This is a genomic window from Dactylosporangium sp. NPDC005555 (assembly GCF_040605635.1).
Classification (GTDB): domain Bacteria; phylum Actinomycetota; class Actinomycetes; order Mycobacteriales; family Micromonosporaceae; genus Dactylosporangium.
Genome location: NZ_JBEXDG010000012.1, coordinates 81,650 through 99,729 on the forward strand (window position 1 = coordinate 81,650; position 18,080 = coordinate 99,729).

General features: G+C 70.5%; 19 protein-coding genes and 1 pseudogene. 6 read left to right on the forward strand and 14 right to left on the reverse strand.

Annotated features, from left to right (window positions below):
• Window positions 1–87 precede the first annotated feature (87 nt).
• Window positions 88–870, forward strand: coding sequence for a VOC family protein (locus ABZS58_RS16235; RefSeq protein ID WP_354782021.1), 783 nt, complete (start codon window positions 88–90; stop codon window positions 868–870).
• Between the two features lie 161 nt (window positions 871–1,031).
• Here the strand turns inward: ABZS58_RS16235 and ABZS58_RS16240 are convergent, their stop codons facing one another.
• Both ABZS58_RS16240 and ABZS58_RS16245 read right to left on the reverse strand, forming a co-directional pair.
• Window positions 1,032–2,381 (reverse strand): serine hydrolase domain-containing protein, encoded by a 1,350-nt coding sequence (locus ABZS58_RS16240; RefSeq protein WP_354782023.1) that lies wholly within the window; start codon window positions 2,379–2,381, stop codon window positions 1,032–1,034.
• Window positions 2,378–2,728, reverse strand: a complete 351-nt coding sequence (locus ABZS58_RS16245; protein ID WP_354782024.1) for a histidine triad nucleotide-binding protein — start codon at window positions 2,726–2,728, stop codon at window positions 2,378–2,380. Before ABZS58_RS16245 ends, ABZS58_RS16240 begins: the two co-directional genes overlap by 4 nt.
• A gap of 34 nt (window positions 2,729–2,762) precedes the next feature.
• Here ABZS58_RS16245 and ABZS58_RS16250 point away from each other — a divergent pair.
• Window positions 2,763–2,882 (forward strand): annotated as a pseudogene (locus ABZS58_RS16250) (SDR family NAD(P)-dependent oxidoreductase); the annotation flags it as partial.
• Window positions 2,883–2,966: 84 nt separating this feature from the next.
• Here ABZS58_RS16250 and ABZS58_RS16255 read toward each other — a convergent pair.
• The 3 genes from ABZS58_RS16255 to hrcA are packed head-to-tail and all read right to left on the reverse strand — an operon-like array spanning window position 2,967 to window position 5,900.
• Window positions 2,967–3,662 carry a 16S rRNA (uracil(1498)-N(3))-methyltransferase gene (locus ABZS58_RS16255; RefSeq protein WP_354782026.1) on the reverse strand — a complete coding sequence of 232 codons (696 nt, stop codon included), beginning with the start codon at window positions 3,660–3,662 and terminating at the stop codon, window positions 2,967–2,969.
• A gap of 58 nt (window positions 3,663–3,720) precedes the next feature.
• Window positions 3,721–4,845 carry a molecular chaperone DnaJ gene (dnaJ, locus tag ABZS58_RS16260; protein ID WP_354782028.1) on the reverse strand — a complete coding sequence of 375 codons (1,125 nt, stop codon included), beginning with the start codon at window positions 4,843–4,845 and terminating at the stop codon, window positions 3,721–3,723.
• Between the two features lie 32 nt (window positions 4,846–4,877).
• A complete protein-coding gene (gene hrcA, locus ABZS58_RS16265) occupies window positions 4,878–5,900 on the reverse strand; it encodes a heat-inducible transcriptional repressor HrcA (protein ID WP_354782030.1) in 1,023 nt (340 codons plus the stop codon).
• Window positions 5,901–6,097: 197 nt separating this feature from the next.
• On the opposite strand from hrcA, the gene ABZS58_RS16270 reads away from it, so the two are divergent.
• Entirely contained in the window at window positions 6,098–6,721 is a 624-nt protein-coding gene (locus tag ABZS58_RS16270) for a DUF4870 domain-containing protein (RefSeq protein ID WP_354782032.1), read from the forward strand.
• A gap of 41 nt (window positions 6,722–6,762) precedes the next feature.
• Here the strand turns inward: ABZS58_RS16270 and hemW are convergent, their stop codons facing one another.
• Window positions 6,763–7,959, reverse strand: a complete 1,197-nt coding sequence (gene hemW, locus ABZS58_RS16275; RefSeq protein ID WP_354782034.1) for a radical SAM family heme chaperone HemW — start codon at window positions 7,957–7,959, stop codon at window positions 6,763–6,765.
• A gap of 17 nt (window positions 7,960–7,976) precedes the next feature.
• On the opposite strand from hemW, the gene ABZS58_RS16280 reads away from it, so the two are divergent.
• The 3 genes from ABZS58_RS16280 to ABZS58_RS16290 all read left to right on the forward strand — a co-directional run bounded on the left by ABZS58_RS16280 (window position 7,977) and on the right by ABZS58_RS16290 (window position 10,798).
• On the forward strand, window positions 7,977–8,753 hold the full coding sequence (locus ABZS58_RS16280) for an enoyl-CoA hydratase-related protein (RefSeq protein WP_354782036.1): 777 nt from the start codon (window positions 7,977–7,979) through the stop codon (window positions 8,751–8,753).
• Between the two features lie 86 nt (window positions 8,754–8,839).
• The gene (locus tag ABZS58_RS16285; RefSeq protein ID WP_354782038.1) at window positions 8,840–9,730 is read left to right on the forward strand and encodes a hypothetical protein; all 891 of its coding nucleotides are present in this window, start codon (window positions 8,840–8,842) and stop codon (window positions 9,728–9,730) included.
• Window positions 9,731–9,877: 147 nt separating this feature from the next.
• Window positions 9,878–10,798 (forward strand): phytanoyl-CoA dioxygenase family protein, encoded by a 921-nt coding sequence (locus ABZS58_RS16290; RefSeq protein ID WP_354782040.1) that lies wholly within the window; start codon window positions 9,878–9,880, stop codon window positions 10,796–10,798.
• 257 nt (window positions 10,799–11,055) lie between these two features.
• On the opposite strand, the gene ABZS58_RS16295 is transcribed toward ABZS58_RS16290, so the two are convergent.
• The 8 genes from ABZS58_RS16295 to ABZS58_RS16330 form a co-directional block, all read right to left on the reverse strand.
• Entirely contained in the window at window positions 11,056–11,337 is a 282-nt protein-coding gene (locus ABZS58_RS16295) for a GlsB/YeaQ/YmgE family stress response membrane protein (protein ID WP_354782042.1), read from the reverse strand.
• Window positions 11,338–11,406: 69 nt separating this feature from the next.
• Window positions 11,407–11,904: an NUDIX domain-containing protein gene (locus ABZS58_RS16300; protein WP_354782044.1), complete on the reverse strand. Its 498-nt coding sequence runs from the start codon at window positions 11,902–11,904 to the stop codon at window positions 11,407–11,409.
• Window positions 11,901–13,778, reverse strand: a complete 1,878-nt coding sequence (lepA, locus tag ABZS58_RS16305; RefSeq protein ID WP_354782046.1) for a translation elongation factor 4 — start codon at window positions 13,776–13,778, stop codon at window positions 11,901–11,903. The genes ABZS58_RS16300 and lepA overlap by 4 nt, the downstream gene beginning before the upstream one ends.
• A gap of 142 nt (window positions 13,779–13,920) precedes the next feature.
• Window positions 13,921–14,475, reverse strand: coding sequence for a YbjN domain-containing protein (locus ABZS58_RS16310; RefSeq protein WP_354782048.1), 555 nt, complete (start codon window positions 14,473–14,475; stop codon window positions 13,921–13,923).
• A gap of 170 nt (window positions 14,476–14,645) precedes the next feature.
• Window positions 14,646–15,278, reverse strand: a complete 633-nt coding sequence (locus tag ABZS58_RS16315; RefSeq protein ID WP_354782050.1) for a hypothetical protein — start codon at window positions 15,276–15,278, stop codon at window positions 14,646–14,648.
• Window positions 15,266–15,667 (reverse strand): thioesterase family protein, encoded by a 402-nt coding sequence (locus tag ABZS58_RS16320; RefSeq protein ID WP_354782051.1) that lies wholly within the window; start codon window positions 15,665–15,667, stop codon window positions 15,266–15,268. Before ABZS58_RS16320 ends, ABZS58_RS16315 begins: the two co-directional genes overlap by 13 nt.
• A 1-nt stretch (window position 15,668) precedes the next feature.
• Window positions 15,669–17,348, reverse strand: a complete 1,680-nt coding sequence (ettA, locus tag ABZS58_RS16325; RefSeq protein ID WP_354782053.1) for an energy-dependent translational throttle protein EttA — start codon at window positions 17,346–17,348, stop codon at window positions 15,669–15,671.
• Window positions 17,349–17,428: 80 nt separating this feature from the next.
• Complete coding sequence (locus ABZS58_RS16330) at window positions 17,429–18,016, reverse strand: hypothetical protein (protein WP_354782055.1); 588 nt, start codon at window positions 18,014–18,016, stop codon at window positions 17,429–17,431.
• Window positions 18,017–18,080: the final 64 nt, after the last annotated feature.

Consider the following 18,080-nt stretch of genomic DNA (forward strand, 5'->3'; position numbering starts at 1 on the left):
TGTCAATCGTGCCCGAAAGTCCGGACAGGCCCGCTTCCACGGTGGTACTGAGGCAGGTGACGACATCGACAGGGAGGGCCTGCACCTATGGTCGAGCGCAGCGGATACGTCGACGGTGAGCCCTGCTGGGCGGACCTGGTGGCCCCCGACCTCACCGCCGCCCAGCGGTTCTACTCGACGCTGTTCGGCTGGACGTTCTCAGACCCGGCCACAGACACCGGCGCCGACTTCGGGCACTACGTCATGTGCCTCAAGGACGGCAAGGTCGTGGCCGGGATGAGCCCGCCGATGCCGGGAGCGGAGCAGACACCGGCCGCCTGGAGCCTGTACCTGATGTCACATGACCTGGAGGACACCGCCCGGCGGGTCGACACGGGCGGCGGCAAGGTCATCGTCGCGCCGATGGACATCCCGAACAACGGGCGGATGCTCTTCGCCCTCGACCCGTCCGGCGCCGCGTTCGGCGCGTGGGAGCCCGGCCAGCACACCGGCTCGCAGCTGTTCGACGAGGACGGCGCGCTGTGCTGGGCGGAGGTCAACACCCGTGACCCCGCCGCCGTCGACGTCTTCTACCAGGGGCTGTTCGGCTACCGGCAGGCCCGGGTCGATGCCGAGGAACAGTTCGACTACACGGCGTGGAGCCTCGGCAACGCCGACCCGGTCGCGGGCCGGCTCACGATGACCGAGGCGTGGGAGGGCATCCCGCCGCACTGGATGGTGTACTTCGCCGCCGCCGACACCGACCGCGTCGCCGACCGGGTCCGGGCGGCGGGAGGCCAGGTGCAGCACGGCCCGTTCGACTCCCCGCACGGCCGCATCGCGGTCGTCGTGGACCCGAACGGGGCCGTGTTCACCGTCATCAGCCGCTAAGGCGTGTTTGGTAAGTGGATGCCGGGCTGCGGCGGGTCCAGACGCCGCCTGGAACCACGCCGGTCACACCTGGATACAACACCGGTATCCAAGCGCGCCCAGCGCGGCCCCAGCCGACGCCTGGACCTCGCCTCGCTCCGACCCCACTTACCAAACACGCCTTAGAACCGGTGCCGGTCGAACGTCTCCTGCCCGCGCGTGAAGCGGTACGTCGCCCAGTGCAGCCGCTCCACGGTGCCGTCCTCGGCGCGGGTCAGCCGCAGCAGCTCGCCCGTCTCCCGTCCCGACACGGTCCGGAACACGTCCGGCTGGCCGTCCACCGGCGCGAACACCGCCGGCGGCCGGTTGCCCGGCTGGTCCACGGCCCGCGCCTGCAGGGTGCCGGCGTGCCAGCTGAAGACGTACTCGAAGCCCTCGCCCCACCAGCGGCCGAGCACCGAGCGGTACCGCTGCGGCGGGGGCGGCGCGGGCACCCACGGCGCGATGTCGGCGGGGTCGCTCTCCACCGCCGCGGCGAGCAGCTGGTGCGCGAGGTCGATGACCTCACCGGCGGTGCCGGACGAGCCGAGGGCCGCCGCACCGAACGCCCCGGGGGTCGCGGCGCCGCCGACCCGGCCGTAGGCGCCGGCGAGGAAGCCGGGCATGGCCCCGTCGTGGCCGACGTGCACGATCCGCTCGGTGCCGGGCTGCGGCTGCAGGATCAGCCCGAGGCCGAGCCCGCGCGCCCACAGGACGTCGTCGGTGACGGCCCGCGGCGCCCGCATCTCCTCGACCGTCTCGGCGGCGAGGACCGCGCCGGCGGCGTCGACGGCGCGGGGGTCGGCCAGGAACGCCGCCCATTTCGCCAGGTCCGCGGCGGTGCTCCAGAGCTGCGCCGACGGGCCGACCGCGCCGAAGTCGTCGGGCGGCTCGGGGTGCGCGTAGTCCGACCAGGCGTCGACCTGGTAGCCGACGACCGGGCGGGCCGGCGTGACGGCGGTGTCGTCCAGCCCGAGCGGGTCGAGGATCCGGTCCCGCAGCACCTCCTCCCAGGTGCCGCCGCGCAGCCGCCCGACGAGGTGCCCGAGCAGCGAGATCGCCAGGTTGGAGTAGTGGAAGCGCCGGCCGGCGGGCAGCACCCGCTCGGCCCGGTCCAGCTGGTCCAGCAGCGTGTCGACGTCCGGCGCCTGCATGGTGTCCCAGACGTCGCCGTACGGCTCCCGCTGCAACCCTGACAGATGCGACAGCATCCGGCCGACGGTCAGGTCGCCGTGCGCCTTCACCGGCAGGTGCCGCGAGACCGGGTCGTCGAGGTCGAGGCGCCCCTCGTCGCGGCACTGCATGACCAGCACCGCGGTGAACGTCTTGGTGACCGAGCCGATCCGCAGCTGGCTGTGCGCGTCGACGTCGGTGCCGACCGTGAACGTCCACAGCGGCCGGTCCGCCCGGTGGATCGCCACGCTCAGCGCCGGGACGCGCGCGTCGGCCTGGACCTGCCGGACGAGCCGCTCGTACCGTTCGTGCGCCGTCATGCGGACAGCATCCGGCCGAGCGGCTTGCCGCCGACGACGTGCCCGTGCACGTGGAAGACCTCCTGGCCGCCGAACCGGCCGGTGTTGAAGATGACCCGGTAGCCGTCCCCGGCCAGGCCCTCCTGCTCCGCGACCAAGGCGCAGGCCGCGAGGACCCGCCCGGCGAGCGCCGGGTCGGCGGTGACGAGCGCGGCGACATCGGTGTGGTGCGCCCTCGGGACGACCAGCACGTGCACCGGCGCCTTCGGGTCGATGTCGCGGAACGCCAGGGTGTCGTCGGTCTCGTGGACCACGGTCGCCGGGATCTCGCCCGCGACGATGCGGCAGAACAGGCAGTCATCAGTCACAGCTCGCATCGTAGGCGGCTTGTAGGGTGCTGCCGTGACATCGACCCGGCCCGGGCGCAAGGTCCTGGTGACAGGCGCCTCCCGCGGCATCGGCGAGGCGGCCGCGCACGCGTTCGCCGCGGCGGGCGACACGGTGGCGGTGCACCACCGCGACTACTTCCGCTGACCCCCTTTACTCATCATCCGGAAGACTTCGTGTCGCCTTGACGACGAAACGTCTTCCGGATCACGGAAAGACCTACCAGCGGCCCAGGCGGATCGACAGGGCCGCCAGGGCGGCGGCGCCGGCAGTCGAGGTGCGCAGGATCTCCCGGCCCAGGCGGACCGGGAGGGCGTCCGGGAACGCGGCCAGCTCCTCGGGCGCGATACCGCCCTCGGGGCCGACGACCAGGGTGATGTCGCCGTCGAGGGGGGCCTCCGACAGCGGTACCGACGCCTCCTCGTGCAGGAGGAGGACCGTGCCGGACAGGGTGAGCTGCTTCGTGGTGCGGGCGTCGGTGACCTCGGGCAGCCAGGCGCGGCGGGACTGCTTGACCGCCTCGCGGACCGTGGCGCGCCACCGCTCGAGCGGCTTGGGGTCCTTCCACCGGGCGATGCTGCGGGCCGCCTGCCACGGGACGATGCGGTCGACGCCGAGCTCCGTCATCAGCTGCACGGCCAGCTCGGCCCGCTCCCCCTTCGCGATGCCCTGCACGACCGTGATCCGGGGGTCGTGGGCCGGCACGAACGTCGAATCCCCGAGGTCGAGATCGAGGGCGCCTTTGGCAGCAGCCGACACGACGGCGTGCAGCAGGCCGCCGCGGCCGTCGGACAACAGCAGCGACTCCCCTGCGGAGAGCCGCTGCACGTTGGCCGCGTGATGGCCCTCAGGACCGTCCAGCCGCCACCGGTCCCCGTCAGGAAGATCGGGGACCAGGAAGAGCGGCAGGCTCACGCTGTCACGCCAGAACCGGCACCACACACGTGAGCGTCCTGCGCTGCGCTCCGGCCGCTCACGCGTGCCCGTTGAAGGCGTCACGCACCCTGGAGAAGAAGCCGCCCTGCTTGGACAGCTCGGCGACCTCCTCGCCGCGGGTGCGGGCGAAGTCGCGCAGCAGCTTCTCCTGCTCCGGCTCCAGGCGCGTCGGGGTGCGCACGTCGAGGTGGACGTGCAGGTCGCCGCGGCCGGTGCCGCGCAGGTGCGGGACGCCCTTGCCGCGGATACGCAGGGTCTGGTTGGGCTGGGTGCCGGCCTTGACGTCGACCGTCTCCTCGCCGTCGAGGGTCTTGATCGTGAGCCGGGTGCCGAGCGCCGCCGCCGTCATCGGGACGGTGACCCGGCAGTGCAGGTCGTCGTCCTTGCGGGAGTAGACGTCGTGCGGGCGCTCGTGGATCTCGACATACAGGTCGCCGGGCGGACCGCCGCCGGGACCGACCTCACCCTGCTGGGCGAGGCGGATGCGCATGCCGTCCTCGACACCCGAGGGGATCTTCACGGTCAGGGTGCGGCGGGTGCGGACCCGGCCGTCGCCGCCGCAGGTCGCGCACGGGTGCGGGATGACGGTGCCGAAGCCCTGGCAGGCCGAGCACGGGCGGGCCGAGACGACCTGGCCGAGGAACGTGCGCTGCACCGACTGGACCTCGCCGCGGCCGCCGCAGATCTCGCAGGTGGTCGGGTGGGTGTTGGGCGCGGTGCCGGCGCCGGTGCAGGTTGTGCAGACGACCGCGGTGTCGACGGTGATCGGCGCCTCGACGCCGAACGCGGTCTCGTGCAGGTCGAGGTCGAGCCGCAGGATCGCGTCGGCGCCCGGCCGGATCCGCGGGCGCGGCCCGCGGCTGGCGGTCGTGCCGAAGAACGCGTCCATGATGTCCTGGAAGCCGACGAACGCGCCGCCCTGCGGGCCGCCACCGCCGCCGCCGGGCGCCAGGGGGTCGCCGCCGAGGTCGACCATCTCCCGCTTGCGCGGGTCGGACAGCACCTCGTAGGCCGCGTTGATCTCCTTGAACTTCTCCTGCGCCACAGGATCGGGATTGACGTCCGGATGGAACTCGCGCGCCAGCTTGCGATAGGCGCGCTTGATCTCGTCGGCCGTGGAGTCCCGCTTGACACCGAGAATCCCGTAGTAGTCCTTCGCCACTGAGTCCTATGCCCCTGACTCGTCCATGAGGTTCAACCTTGTCCCAGCAGATCGCCGACGTAGCGTGCCACGGCGCGCACCGTGGCGATGTTGGCGGGGTAGTCCATCCGGGTGGGCCCCAGCACGCCCATGCCGCCCACGACGATGGAGCCCGGCCCATAGCCGGTCGCCACGATCGAGGCGCTGCGCAGGTCTTCGATCTCGTTCTCGTCGCCGATGCGGACCCGGGTCATGCTCGGCTCGACCTCGCCGAAGAGCTTGAGGAGGATGACCTCCTCCTCGAGCGCCTCGAGGATCGGGCGCAGCGAGCCCTGGAAGTCCAGCAGGCCACCGCGGGCGAGATTGGCGGTGCCGGCGAGGGCGATCCGCTCCTCGGCGCGCTCCACCAGGGTCTCCAGCAGCACGGTCGACAGGACGGTCATCGGTGGGCGCAGGCCCGGCCCGGCCTCCTCGACGAGCGCCTCGACCAGTGGCGGGGTGTCGACGAGGCGCTTGCCGACGAGCTTCTCGTTGACCCTGCGGCGCAGCTCGGTGACGTCGTCGGCCAGGATCGGGCCGGGCAGGTCCACGAGCCGCTGCTCGACCCGGCCGGTCTCGGCGATCATGACCACCATCAGACGGGTGGTGGAGATCGGCACCAGCTCGAAGTGACGCACGCTGGCGCGCGACAGGCTCGGATACTGCACGACGGCGACCTGCCGGGTCAGCTGCGCGAGCAGCCGCACGGTGCGGTGCACGACGTCGTCGAGGTCGACGGCGCCGATCAGGAACCGCTCGATGGCCCGGCGCTCGGCGGGACTCAGCGGCTTGACGCGGGACAGTTTGTCGACGAAGAGCCGGTAGCCGGCGTCGGTGGGCACGCGACCGGCGCTGGTGTGCGGCTGCCGGATGTAACCCTCCTCCTCGAGGACGGCCATGTCGTTGCGCACCGTCGCCGGGGACACCCGCAGGTTGTGCCGCTCCACGAGGGCCTTGCTGCCGACCGGCTCCTGCGTCGCCACATAGTCCTCGACGATGGCGCGCAGCACCTCGAGCTTGCGCTCGTCAAGGGCCATGTGCACCTCCCCGGGAACTCACTGACGCCACTGGCACTCCCACTTCGCGAGTGCCAGTCTACGTCGCGCCCGCCGCCCACGGAATGATCGTCATGTGTACGAACCGTCGCTATTGCGCCGGTCTGCGTGAAGTTTGTCCAAAAGAAGTCATGCCGCGTCGCTGGCCATACTTGATCGGTGCACCTACCGTGGCCCCCATGAGTGAACCACCTCGCCCCGGGGAATACGGCGTGCCGCAGGACCCCAACAATCCTTACTCCACGCCGGGCGGGGCACAGTATCCGCCGCCGGGCCCCGACTACGGCCAGCAGCCGCCGGTGTCCGGTGGAGGCTACCCGCCGCCCACCAGCGGCGCGGGCTACCAGGACCCGAACGCCTACCAGCAGCCGGGTTACCAGCAGCAGGGCGGTTACCAGCAGCCCGGCGGTTACCAGCAGCCCGGCCAGTACGGCGGCGGCTACCAGCAGCCCGGCGGCTACCCCGGTGCCTCGCCGGTCGGCTACGCCAACAGCGACGAGAAGACCTGGGCCCTGATCGCCCACTTCGGTGGCATCTTCATCGGCTTCATCGCGCCCCTCATCGCGCTGCTGGCCAAGGGCAACGAGTCGCCGACGGTGAAGGCGCACGCCAACGAGGCGCTCAACTTCCACATCACGTGGGGCATCATCCTGTTCGTGGGTGCCCTGCTGTCGGTGTGCACGTTCGGCCTCACGCTCATCGTGCCGTGGATCGTCATCATCGTCTTCGCGATCATCGCCGGCATGAAGGCCAACGGCGGCGAGCTGTACCGCTACCCGATGACCTTCCGCTTCATCAAGTAGTCACCACACGTAGAGGGGCGGCCGGCGCGGCCGCCCCTTTTTCACGTCAGGTCCCTGGCGACGGCGTCGGCGAGCAGCCGCCCCCGCAGCGTGAGCACGGCCAGGCCCGCGTCGAAGGCGCCGGCCTCCAGCAGCCCGTCGGACACGCAGCGCCGGGCCGCGTCCACGGCCCCGGCGTCCAGGACGTCGAGCGGCAGGCCCTCGGCGAGCCTGATCCGCAGCAGGACGTCCTCGAACCGCCGCTCCTCGGCGGTGAGCACCTCCCGCGCCTGCCCCGGCGACGCCCCGGCGGCCAGCCGCGCGGCGTAGGCGTGCGGATGCTTCACGTTCCACCACCGCACGCCCCGCACGTGGCTGTGCGCGCCGGGACCGAGCCCCCACCAGTCGCCGCCGCGCCAGTACAGCTCGTTGTGCCGGCAGGGCGAGTCACGGGACCAGTTCGACACCTCGTACCACGTCATGCCGGCGCCGGTGAGGGCCTGCTCGGCGGCGAGATACCGGTCGGCGGCCACGTCGTCGTCGGGGAACGGCAGCTCGCCGCGGCGCATCCGGGCCGCCAGGCGGGTGCCGTCCTCGACGATCAACGCGTAGGCGCTCACGTGGTCCACCCCGGAGTCGATCACCGTCCGCAGCGAGGCGGCGAAATCCTCGGGCCGCTCCCCCGGCGTGCCGTAGATCAGGTCCAGGTTGACCCGCTCGAACCCGGCGGCGTGCGCCTCGGCGACCGCGGCGGCGGGCCGGCCCGGTGTGTGCCGGCGGTCGAGGACCCGCAGGACGGCCGGCGCGACGGACTGCATGCCGAGGGAGATCCGGTTGAACCCGGCCGTCCGCAGCCGCCGCAGCCCGGCCGCGTCGACGGACTCCGGGTTGGCCTCCGTGGTGACCTCGGCGTCGCCGGACAGGCCCCACGTGCGGTCGATGCCGTCCAGGATGCGGGCCAGCTCCGAGGGCGGCAGCAGCGTCGGCGTGCCCCCGCCGAAGAAGACCGTGTCCACCCGCGGCGGCGCGACCACCTTGGCGGCCAGGGCCAGCTCGTCGAGGACCTGCTCGGCGTAGCCGGCGCTGAGCACGCCCTCGTCGGCGGTGTAGGTGTTGAAGTCGCAGTATCCGCAGCGGGTGGCGCAGAACGGGACGTGGACGTAGACCCCGAACCCGGCCTCCCCCGCCGCGTCGGCGACCCCGTCGGGCAACGCGCCGTCGGTCGGGATCGGCTCGCCTTCTGGCAGTGTTCCGGGCATTTCACTAGTGTGCCCGCATGCCACTCGTACGGTCACAGACGGCGCACGGCGTGGCGACGGTCACGCTCGACAGCCCCACGAACCGCAACGCGCTGTCGACGGGCCTGATCGAGGAGCTCCTCGCGGCGCTCGCGGCCGCCGCCGGGGACGACACCGTGCGGGTCGTCGTGCTCACCCACACCGGGCCCGTGTTCTGCTCCGGGGCCGACCTCAAGGAGACCGCGGCCGCGTTCGGGTCGGGCCGGCCGCCGATCAACCGGCTCGGCGAGGTGCTGACCGCGATCTGGGAGTGCCCGAAGCCGGTCGTCGCGCGGCTGACCGGGCCGGCGCGCGCGGGCGGGCTCGGGCTCATCGCCGCCGCGGACATCGCGGTCTGCTCGCTCGACGCGACGTTCGCGTTCTCCGAGGTGCGCATCGGCGTGATCCCGGCAGTGATCTCCGCCACTGTCCTGCCGCGGCTGTCCCCGCGCGCGGCCGCCGAGCTGTTCCTGACGGGGGCGACGTTCGACGGCGCCCGGGCGCGCGAGATCGGACTGGTCACGGCCGCCGTGCCCGCCGACGGGGTCGACGAGGCCGTTTCGTCGTTCGTCGCGGCGTTGGTCCGCGGTGCGCCCGGCGCCCTGCGCGGGACGAAGGAGCTCCTCCGGCGACGCAAAGCCGACACGTTCAGTGACGAGGTCGCGGCGATGACCGAGCTTTCGCTGCGGTATTTCGGTTCCGAAGAGGGAATCGAGGGAATCACCGCGTTCCGGGACAAAAGAGACGCAAACTGGATCCCTGACGGCGTCGCCTGAATGGCCCGACTTGCGTCGACCCCGCGTGCGACGCGGGGATGCCGTGGCGTACGGGACGTACGCTGGTCGAGTTCCCAGGTCAGGAGGTGACGATGCGTACACGGCACGTGCTGGTGGCTCTGATGGTGCTCGGCATCGTCGGCTCCGTCGGCGTGTACGTGCTGGTCCAGCGGCTCGGTGATCACCTGCCGCAGCTGCTGCCGCCGGGCCGCGCCTGCGTCATCACCGGCGGCAGCACGGCGAGCGCCCCGTCGTCGGGCGCCGACGCCGACGTCCCGCTCGACGCGGAGCAGGTCGCCAACGCCGCGACCATCACCGCCGTCGGCCTGCGCCGCGGCGTGCCGCAGCGGGGCCTGGTCGTCGCGCTCGCCACCGCCTGGCAGGAGTCGAAGCTGGAGAACCTCGCCGGCGGCGACCGCGACTCGATCGGCCTGTTCCAGCAGCGGCCCAGCCAGGGCTGGGGCAAGCCCGAGCAGATCGCCGACCCGCGGTATGCGGCGAACGCCTTCTACACCGCCCTGCTGAAGGTCAAGGGCTGGGAGAAGATGCGCGTCACGGACGCCGCGCAGGAGGTCCAGCGCAGCGCCCACCCCGAGGCCTACGAGAAGTGGGTCGACGAGTCGGAGATCATGGCCCGCGCCCTGAGCGGCGAGGCCACCGGCGCGGTCTCCTGCACCGTCACCGAGGCCTCCAGCCACGGCGTGGAGGCCGCGAAGACCCTCGGCGCCAGCGTCAGGCTCGACTGGGGCGACGTGCGCACCGCCGACGTCACCGACCTCGTCGGGGTGGCGCTGAAGGTCCGCGAGCAGAAGACCGGCTGGCAGTACGCGCACTGGATGGTCGCGCACGCCCAGGACCACGGCGTCAAACGGGTCGCGTTCAACGACATGGAGTGGACCGCGAAGCGCGGCGGGTGGACCCGGATCACGCAGCGTGGCGGCGCCGACGGCGAACGGGTCGTCGCCGAGGTCTACTGACCGTCCCTGACGTTGTGGACGACCCGCAGGTTGTCGGCCGTACGGACGGGTTTTCCGCACTGTCCGGCAGCCAACTCCCGGATCGGGCCCGTGTGCACCTCGCGTTACCATCGGTCGTTCCCTGGTCGACGAAAGTAAGGGGAGGACATGACGTCCGCTGCACCCGACTACGGCGGTCTGACCGGCTATGAGCCGATCAGCGAGGCCGACCGCAAGGAATTCCTGGATCAGGGCTTCCTGCTGGTCCGCAACGTTCTGAAGGAAGACCACCGGGCACAGCTCGAAGCGGCCATGGACCGGGTCTACGCCGAGGAGCAGGCGGCCGGCTCCAGCAGCATGAAGAAGGACGGCACGCTGCACCTGCTGGGCTTCCTCAACCGCGACGAGCTCTTCGGGCACCTGCTGACCCAGCCGACCCTCTTCCCGTACATGTGGGGCCTGGCCGGCTGGAACATCTACACGCACCACAACCACCTCGACATCACCCCGCCCGCGGCGATGACGGAGGCCCCCTCGTGGGGCTGGCACCAGGACGGGTACCGGCAGAACTCCGACCCGGAGACGATGGACCCCAACCTGCCGCGGCCGATGTTCTCGCTGAAGATCGGCTACGTCATCTCCGACCTGTCGGAGACCGGCCGGGGCGCCACGAAGGTCATCCCGGGCAGCCACCTGTGGAACTCGCTGCCCCGCCCCGCGGACACCACGGTCGAGAACCCCGACCCCGAGGGCACCGTGGAGATCACGGCCAACCCGGGTGACTGCTTCATCTTCGACCGGCGTCTCTGGCACTCGCGGTCGCCGAACTACTCCGACGTCACCCGCAAGATGCTCTTCGTCGGGTACACGTACCGGTGGATCCGCAACCTCGACGACATGCCGATCGACTTCGACGGCGAGTGGTGGGCCAACCGCACCCCCGTCCAGCGCCAGCTGCTGGGCGAGGCCACGCACACGGCCAACTACTGGGGCATCAACTGGAACGGGTACATCGACGAGGAGATCCCGCTGCGCAAGGAGCTCAAGACGCGCGGCCTGCTCGACCGCTCCGTCCCCTGGCTCCGTTAGTCCCTGGCTTCCGCCGAAGGGGTCGTGCGCGATGGTGCACGGCCCCTTCGCCGTAAGATTCCCTGCTCACGTCCGCCGTGGCGGACCTCCGTCGCTCCCGTCAGACGACGGTCAGGCCTTGACGGCCTTCCCTTTCCCGCCGCCTGCGGTGGCCCAGCCACGCCCGTGCCGGGCGTGAACACCCACCAGGGCGCCGCCGGGGACGCGAAAGGGCCCCCAGTCCGGGGAGGCTGGGGGCCCTACGCTGGGTGCGGGTGTTACAGGGTGCTGCGGCGGCCACGGCCTGCGAAGCCGGCCACGAGGGCGACACCGATGGCGGCGACGATCACCTGGACCAGCAGCTCGCCCCAGTCGACACCCGGGGTGTTGGTGGAGATGCCGATGGCGTTCGCGATGACGGTGCCGATCAGGGCGGCGACCACACCGATCACCATGGTCAGCCAGATCGGGATGTTCTGACGGCCGGGAACGACCAGCCTCCCGAGCGCACCGACGATCAGACCGACGATCAGTGCCGTGATGATTCCGGTGACAGTCACGGTGTCCTCCTTCAGAGCCTCAACCAGGGGGGTCTTGCAGTTGCGGTTGCGCTCTTATTGCCCGTGACCTCAGGGGACCAAACGCCCCGGCGATCGACGAACTTCGCGTATCGCCGATTCCATCGTGGGGAACGCGAGAGGTGGCGGATCGGACAAAGGCACCCACGCGAGCGCGCTGCCCTCGGCCGGGTCGAGGGTGATGGCGGCACCCGCGGGCACCCGGGTGGCCCAGAAACAGTCCAGGACGGGCACCGTCTCGTCCTGGAACTCGTACGCGCCGATCCACATGCCGATGAACGCGCCGAAGTCGAGGTCGACGCCGAGCTCCTCGCGGGCCTCCCGGGCGGCGGCGTCACGGGGGTGCTCCCAGCCGTCGCAGAAGCCGCCGGGAAGCTCCCACAGGCCCTGCTGGGGTGGGCGGGCCCGGCGGATCACGAGGAACCGGTCGCCGTCGAGGACGACGACGGTGCCGGTCGGGCGGGGATTGACGAAGGTCTCGTAGCCGCAGGCCGGGCACGCCGCCGGCGGGGCGTCCGACGACGCCCCGCAGCGCGGGCAGTGCCTCACTTCTTCGGCTTGTCCGAGGTCGGGGCGTCCGACGTGGACAGGGCGGCGATGAACGCCTCCTGCGGCACCTCGACGCGGCCGACCATCTTCATCCGCTTCTTGCCTTCCTTCTGCTTCTCCAGCAGCTTGCGCTTACGGCTGATGTCACCGCCGTAGCACTTGGCGAGCACGTCCTTGCGGATGGCGCGGATCGTCTCGCGGGCGATGATCCGGCTGCCGATGGCGGCCTGGATCGGCACCTCGAACTGCTGGCGCGGGATGAGCTTCTGCAGCTTGCCCGCGATGGTGACGCCGTAGTTGTACGCCTTGTCCTTGTGCACGATGGAGCTGAACGCGTCCACCGGCTCGCCGTGCAGCAGGATGTCCACCTTCACCAGGTCGGAGGCCTGCTCGCCGCTGGGCTCGTAGTCGAGGCTGGCGTAGCCCTTGGTGCGGCTCTTCAGCTGGTCGAAGAAGTCGTAGATGATCTCGCCGAGCGGCAGGGTGTAGCGCAGCTCGACCCGGTCGGCGGACAGGTAGTCCATGCCGAGCAGGACGCCGCGCCGGCCCTGGCACAGCTCCATGACCGCACCGACGAAGTCGTTGGGGGTCAGCACCGTCGCCCGGACGGTCGGCTCGAAGATCTCGCCGGTCTTGCCGTCGGGGAACTCGCTGGGGTTGGTCACCGCGACCTCGGTGCCGTCGGTGGTGATCACCCGGTAGACCACGTTGGGCGCGGTGGAGATCAGGTCGAGGTTGAACTCCCGCTCCAGACGCTCCTGGATGATCTCCAGGTGCAGCAGGCCGAGGAAGCCGCAGCGGAAGCCGAAGCCCAGCGCGAGGCTGGTCTCCGGCTCGTACACCAGGGCGGCGTCGTTGAGCTTGAGCTTGTCCAGGGCGTCGCGCAGCAGCGGGTAGTCCGAGCCGTCGATCGGGTAGAGCCCCGAATAGACCATCGGCTTCGGGTCCTTGTAGCCGCCGAGCGGCTCGGTGGCCGGCTTGGCGTTGATGGTGACCGTGTCACCGACCCTGGACTGGCGCACGTCCTTCACGCCGGTGATGAGGTAGCCCACCTCGCCGGCGCCCAGGCCGTCGCTCTTGATCGGCTCGGGCGAGATGACGCCGATCTCCAGCAGCTCATGGACCGCGCCGGTCGACATCATCTTGATCCGGTCGCGGGCGCCGAGGCGGCCGTCGACGACCCGGACGTAGGTGACGACGCCGCGGTACACGTCATACACGGAGTCGAAGATCATCGCGCGGGCCGCGCCGCCGGCGCCCGGCTGCGGGGCGGGCAGCTGCCGGACGATCTCGTCGAGCAGGTGGGCCACGCCGACCCCGGTCTTGCCGGACACCCGCAGGCAGTCGTCGGGCTCGCAGCCGATCAGGTGGGCGAGCTCCTCGGCGTACTTCTCGGGCTGCGCGGCCGGCAGGTCGATCTTGTTGAGCACCGGGATGATCGTCATGTCGTTCTCGAGCGCGAGATACAGGTTGGCGAGGGTCTGCGCCTCGATGCCCTGCGCCGCGTCGACCAGCAGCACCGCGCCCTCGCAGGCGGCCAGGCTGCGGGACACCTCATAGGTGAAGTCCACGTGGCCCGGGGTGTCGATCATGTTGAGCACGAACTGCTCGCCGGTCAGGTCGCCCTCGCGGACCCGCCACGGCATGCGCACGGCCTGGCTCTTGATCGTGATGCCGCGCTCGCGCTCGATGTCCATGCGGTCGAGATACTGCGCCCGCATCTGCCGAGCGTCGACCACCTCGGTGAGCTGCAGCATCCGGTCGGCCAGCGTCGACTTGCCGTGGTCGATGTGCGCGATGATGCAGAAGTTGCGGATCCTGTCCGGCACGGTGGCACCGGGACGGTTCACGCCGGGGTCGTTCGTCGGTGGCACAGGCGTCCGTTCTCCATGAAGGCGGGGATCAGACCTCTATCGTCCCATGCCCGCCGACCACCTCGAACCGGCCGCCAGTCTCGCCGGTACGAAGCCCCGCCATTATCGGACTTGTCCGCATAAGGCGGGGCATACAGCATCGTCAGAGCAGGGCGCCCTCGTCGTGGAGCCAGTCCACGAAACCCATCGCGACGACGGCCGCGCAGTCGACGAGCTCGGCGATGAGCTCGGGGTGCGCACCGGAGAGCAGCGGCACCTGCATCTCCGCGTAGATCGGAAGCTGGCCGCGGTCGGTGGGGTCACCGACATAGGCCTTGTAGAAGCGGCGTGTGTGGTTCCACTCGTTGACCACCCGGTAGGACCGGTCGGCCCAGTCCGGCGGCACGGTGGCGTGTGGCCTGGCGCGGACGACCAGGATCTCGTCCGACGGCCCCTCGAGGGCGAACAGCACAGCGTGGCGCTCCCACAGCGCGAGAAGGCTGCCATCCCCATCGGTCAGGTATCGAATCTCAAGCTGCTCGAGGGCCTCCGCGACCCGCAGCAACGTCACCGGTGCGATCACGCCCGCACCCACGTCCGGGGTCCCGCCGCACACCGCGTCGGTCACCGGAGTCGGCTCTTCCCGTGCCAGTTGCGCGACGGTCGTGTCGGTCTGCGACCCGTCCGTCTGCTCGGCACGCCATGGCCACTTTGGCATCGTCCCGCGCTCCCTAGCTCCCCCGTGGCCTCCACCCGCAATTGCGGTCCGTCGCCGAGTGATTTCGCTCGGCGGTGGACCCGAAAGAGGACGGTACCCGTTCGGACGAGTTTCAGCAGCCCCCAATTTCACCCTCGCCCCACCCGTTCGGGTGAGGGTCTTACCACCGTCTATCCGATGAGAAGAGTCTTGGCAGCACGATGCCAGGCAGAGCCATATGCGCAGGCCAGAGCCGTCCATGGACCCGATTTCCGAACATCGACAAAGTCTCGTGCAACTGCACGGTCGCTCATCGTGAACCCCATTCGCACGACCGCCTGCACGAGCCGTTGCGGTATCTCGACGCGTTCTCCGGCGTCGGTTGTCACGACGATCGGTACGTGATCCAGAAGCGCGTCCCGCAGGACCCTGGAGCCGACCGCGCGGCCCCCCACACCCTCCGCCGCGGCGGTCCGCAACGTGTCCGCGGCGGCCGCCCCGACGCGCCTGATGTCGGCGCCCGGGATCCGCTCCACGACGGTGCCGGGGCCGCCCGGGATGGACCACCGCCACTCACTGTCCCGGAATGCGGGAAGACCGTCATCGAGGGTCGTCAGGAGCTCCCGGGCGAGGACGGTGTGATCGCCGTCGACGTGTCCCGGGACGCCGCGGCTCACCAGGACCCCCCACGGCAGACGTGACCAGAGGGTGACCCGGTCGTCACCGGCGGGCCGCAGCCGGACCACGGCGCCGGCGTCGAGGCGGACCGCCCGGGCCAGGAACGCCCGTGCGTCCGGGACCCCCGAGCCGTTCAGCCAAGCCACGGGGAAAGGAACTCGCGCTCGACGTCCTTGACCCGGCGGGGGCGGCCGGCGGCCAGGTCGAACGGCACGCAGACGGTCCGCGCACGGGACGCGACCGCGTCGCCGTCGAAGAGCTCGTAGGCGACCGTCAATCGACTCGCCTTGATCTCCTCCAGCCACAGCTCGATGCGCACGGGATCGCCGTAGTCGATGGGTCGCAGATAGTCGATCTCATGACGTGAGATGACGATCCCGTCCTCGAACGTGCTGAGCCCGGCGTTCTTCGCCGCGGTGAACATCAGCGCCACGCGCGCCTCCTCGTACAGGGTGAGGAAGCGCGCGTTGTTGACATGCCCGTACGCGTCCAGGTCGGACCAGCGCAGGGCGCAGTGGTAGATGAAGCGGGCCACCTCAGTCGCGCGTGAGCTTGCGGTAGGTGACGCTGTGCGGGCGCGCCGCCTCCTGGCCCAGGCGGTCGACCTTGTTCTTCTCGTAGGACTCGAAGTTGCCCTCGAACCAGAACCACTTGGCCGGGTCCTTCTCGTCGCCCTCCCAGGCGAGGATGTGGGTCGCGACCCGGTCCAGGAACATCCGGTCGTGGGAGATGACCACGGCGCAGCCCGGGAACTCCAGCAGCGCGTTCTCCAGCGAGGAGAGCGTCTCGACGTCGAGGTCGTTGGTCGGCTCGTCGAGCAGCAGCACGTTGCCGCCGATCTTCAGCGTCAGCGCCAGGTTGAGCCGGTTGCGCTCGCCGCCGGACAGGACCTTCGTCGGCTTCTGCTGGTCGGGGCCCTTGAAGCCGAACGCCGCGACATACGCCCGGGACGGCATCTCGACCTTGCCCACCATGAGGTGGTCCAGGCCGTCGGAGACGACCTCCCAGACCGTCTTGTCGCCGTCGAGGCCGGAGCGGCTCTGGTCGACGTAGGACAGCTTGACCGTCTCACCGACGCGGACCTGGCCGGCGTCGGGCTGCTCCAGGCCGACGATGGTCTTGAAGAGCGTGGTCTTGCCGACGCCGTTGGGCCCGATGATGCCGACGATGCCGTTGCGCGGCAGCGAGAACGACAGGTTCTCGATCAGCACACCGCGCTCGTCGAAGCCCTTGAGCAGGTCCTTGGACTCGATGACCAGGTTGCCCAGGCGCGGGCCCGGCGGGATCTGGATCTCCTCGAAGTCCAGCTTGCGGGTCTTCTCGGCCTCGTTGGCCATCTCCTCGTAGCGCTCGAGGCGGGCCTTCGACTTGGTCTGCCGGGCCTTGGCGTTGGAGCGGACCCACTCCAGCTCCTCGGTGAGGCGCTTCTGCAGCTTCTGGTCCTTGCGGCCGGAGATCGCCAGCCGCTGGGCCTTCTTCTCCAGGTAGGTGGAGTAGTTGCCCTGGTAGCCGTGGACCTGGCCGCGGTCGACCTCGGCGATCCACTGGGCGACGTGGTCCAGGAAGTAGCGGTCGTGGGTGACGGCGAGCACGGCGCCGGCGTACTTCTGCAGGTGCTGCTCCAGCCAGTTGACGCTCTCCGCGTCGAGGTGGTTGGTGGGCTCGTCGAGCAGCAGCAGGTCGGGCGCCTCGAGCAGCAGCTTGCACAGCGCGACGCGGCGGCGCTCACCACCGGAGAGGGTGGTGACGTCGGCGTCCGGCGGCGGGCAGCGCAGCGCGTCCATGGCCAGGGCGAGGGCGGAGTCGATGTCCCACGCGTCGGCGTGGTCGAGCTCCTCCTGGAGCTTGCCCATCTCCTCCATCAGCGCGTCGGAGTAGTCGGTCGCCATGAGCTCGGCGATCTCGTTGAAGCGGGCGAGCTTCGCCTTGGTCTCCGCGACCGCCTCCTCGATGTTGCCCAGGACGGTCTTGGACTCGTTGAGCGGCGGCTCCTGCAGCAGCATGCCGACCGTGTAGCCGGGCATGAGGCGGGCCTCGCCGTTGCTCGGCTTGTCGAGCCCGGCCATGATCTTGAGCAGGCTCGACTTGCCGGCGCCGTTGGGGCCGACCACGCCGATCTTCGCGCCGGGCAGGAACGACAGCGTGACGTTGTCGAGCACGACCTTGTCGCCGTGCGCCTTGCGCGCCTTCTCGAGCACGTAGATGTACTGAGCCACGGTGCGCCCCTACCTCCGGTAAGTCTGTGTTCGCGTCGGGCCAATCTTTCCAGGCCCGGGTCCCGCCCCCAAATCGGGCGTCACTTCTTCGGGAACGACTCCCTCACGTCATCGCTCAGCGTCTGGTTGCCGCTGACCGCGAGCTTGTCCCGGGACACGGTGTAGGTGGTGGCGCCGTTGGTCGCCGTGTACTTGTCGTTGCCCACGCTGCCGGAGAACGTGACGCTGCTCAGCAGCAGCCCGTTGTCGCCCTCGACGGGCGTCTCGCCGGAGCCGTCGACGCCGGAGAAGCTCCTGCGCTTGTCGTGCCCCTGATACCACAACCCCGAGGTGTCGGCCTCCCGGCAGATCCAGACCTCGCGCTTGTCGGTGCGGATGTAGAGCTGCAGGGCGAGGGGCAGGGCCGCGTTGCTGTCGCGCTGCTTGATCGCGGTCTCCATGAAGGCGGGACAGGGCGTGGCCTTGGGCGAGGCACCCTGCGTGCTGACGTTCGTCGATGGTCGTGGAGACTGTCCGCTATCGGGACCCGACGCAGCGTCGCCCTTGGCCCGGTTGCCGAGCACGAAGCCGACCAACGCACCGATGACGGTCAAAATCAGCAACGCGAGCAGGACGACGGTGAGCGTCCGGCCCCGTTCGGGCTCGGCATAGGCATCGTGCGAGGACATGCCCAGCAGGATCGCACCTGTGAGCCAGCCCGCTGCATGCTGCCAGGCACCTACGGGGATCAGT

Bases quoted from the DNA above. Each gene is read 5' to 3' on its own strand.
- ABZS58_RS16235 (WP_354782021.1), top strand. From the start codon at position 88: ATGGTCGAGCGCAGCGGATACGTCGACGGTGAGCCCTGCTGGGCGGAC.
- ABZS58_RS16240 (WP_354782023.1), bottom strand. From the start codon at position 2,381: ATGACGGCGCACGAACGGTACGAGCGGCTCGTCCGGCAGGTCCAGGCC.
- hrcA (WP_354782030.1), bottom strand. From the start codon at position 5,900: ATGGCCCTTGACGAGCGCAAGCTCGAGGTGCTGCGCGCCATCGTCGAG.
- ABZS58_RS16270 (WP_354782032.1), top strand. From the start codon at position 6,098: ATGAGTGAACCACCTCGCCCCGGGGAATACGGCGTGCCGCAGGACCCC.
- hemW (WP_354782034.1), bottom strand. From the start codon at position 7,959: ATGCCCGGAACACTGCCAGAAGGCGAGCCGATCCCGACCGACGGCGCG.
- ABZS58_RS16280 (WP_354782036.1), top strand. From the start codon at position 7,977: ATGCCACTCGTACGGTCACAGACGGCGCACGGCGTGGCGACGGTCACG.
- ABZS58_RS16290 (WP_354782040.1), top strand. From the start codon at position 9,878: ATGACGTCCGCTGCACCCGACTACGGCGGTCTGACCGGCTATGAGCCG.
- ABZS58_RS16310 (WP_354782048.1), bottom strand. From the start codon at position 14,475: ATGCCAAAGTGGCCATGGCGTGCCGAGCAGACGGACGGGTCGCAGACC.
- ABZS58_RS16330 (WP_354782055.1), bottom strand. From the start codon at position 18,016: ATGTCCTCGCACGATGCCTATGCCGAGCCCGAACGGGGCCGGACGCTC.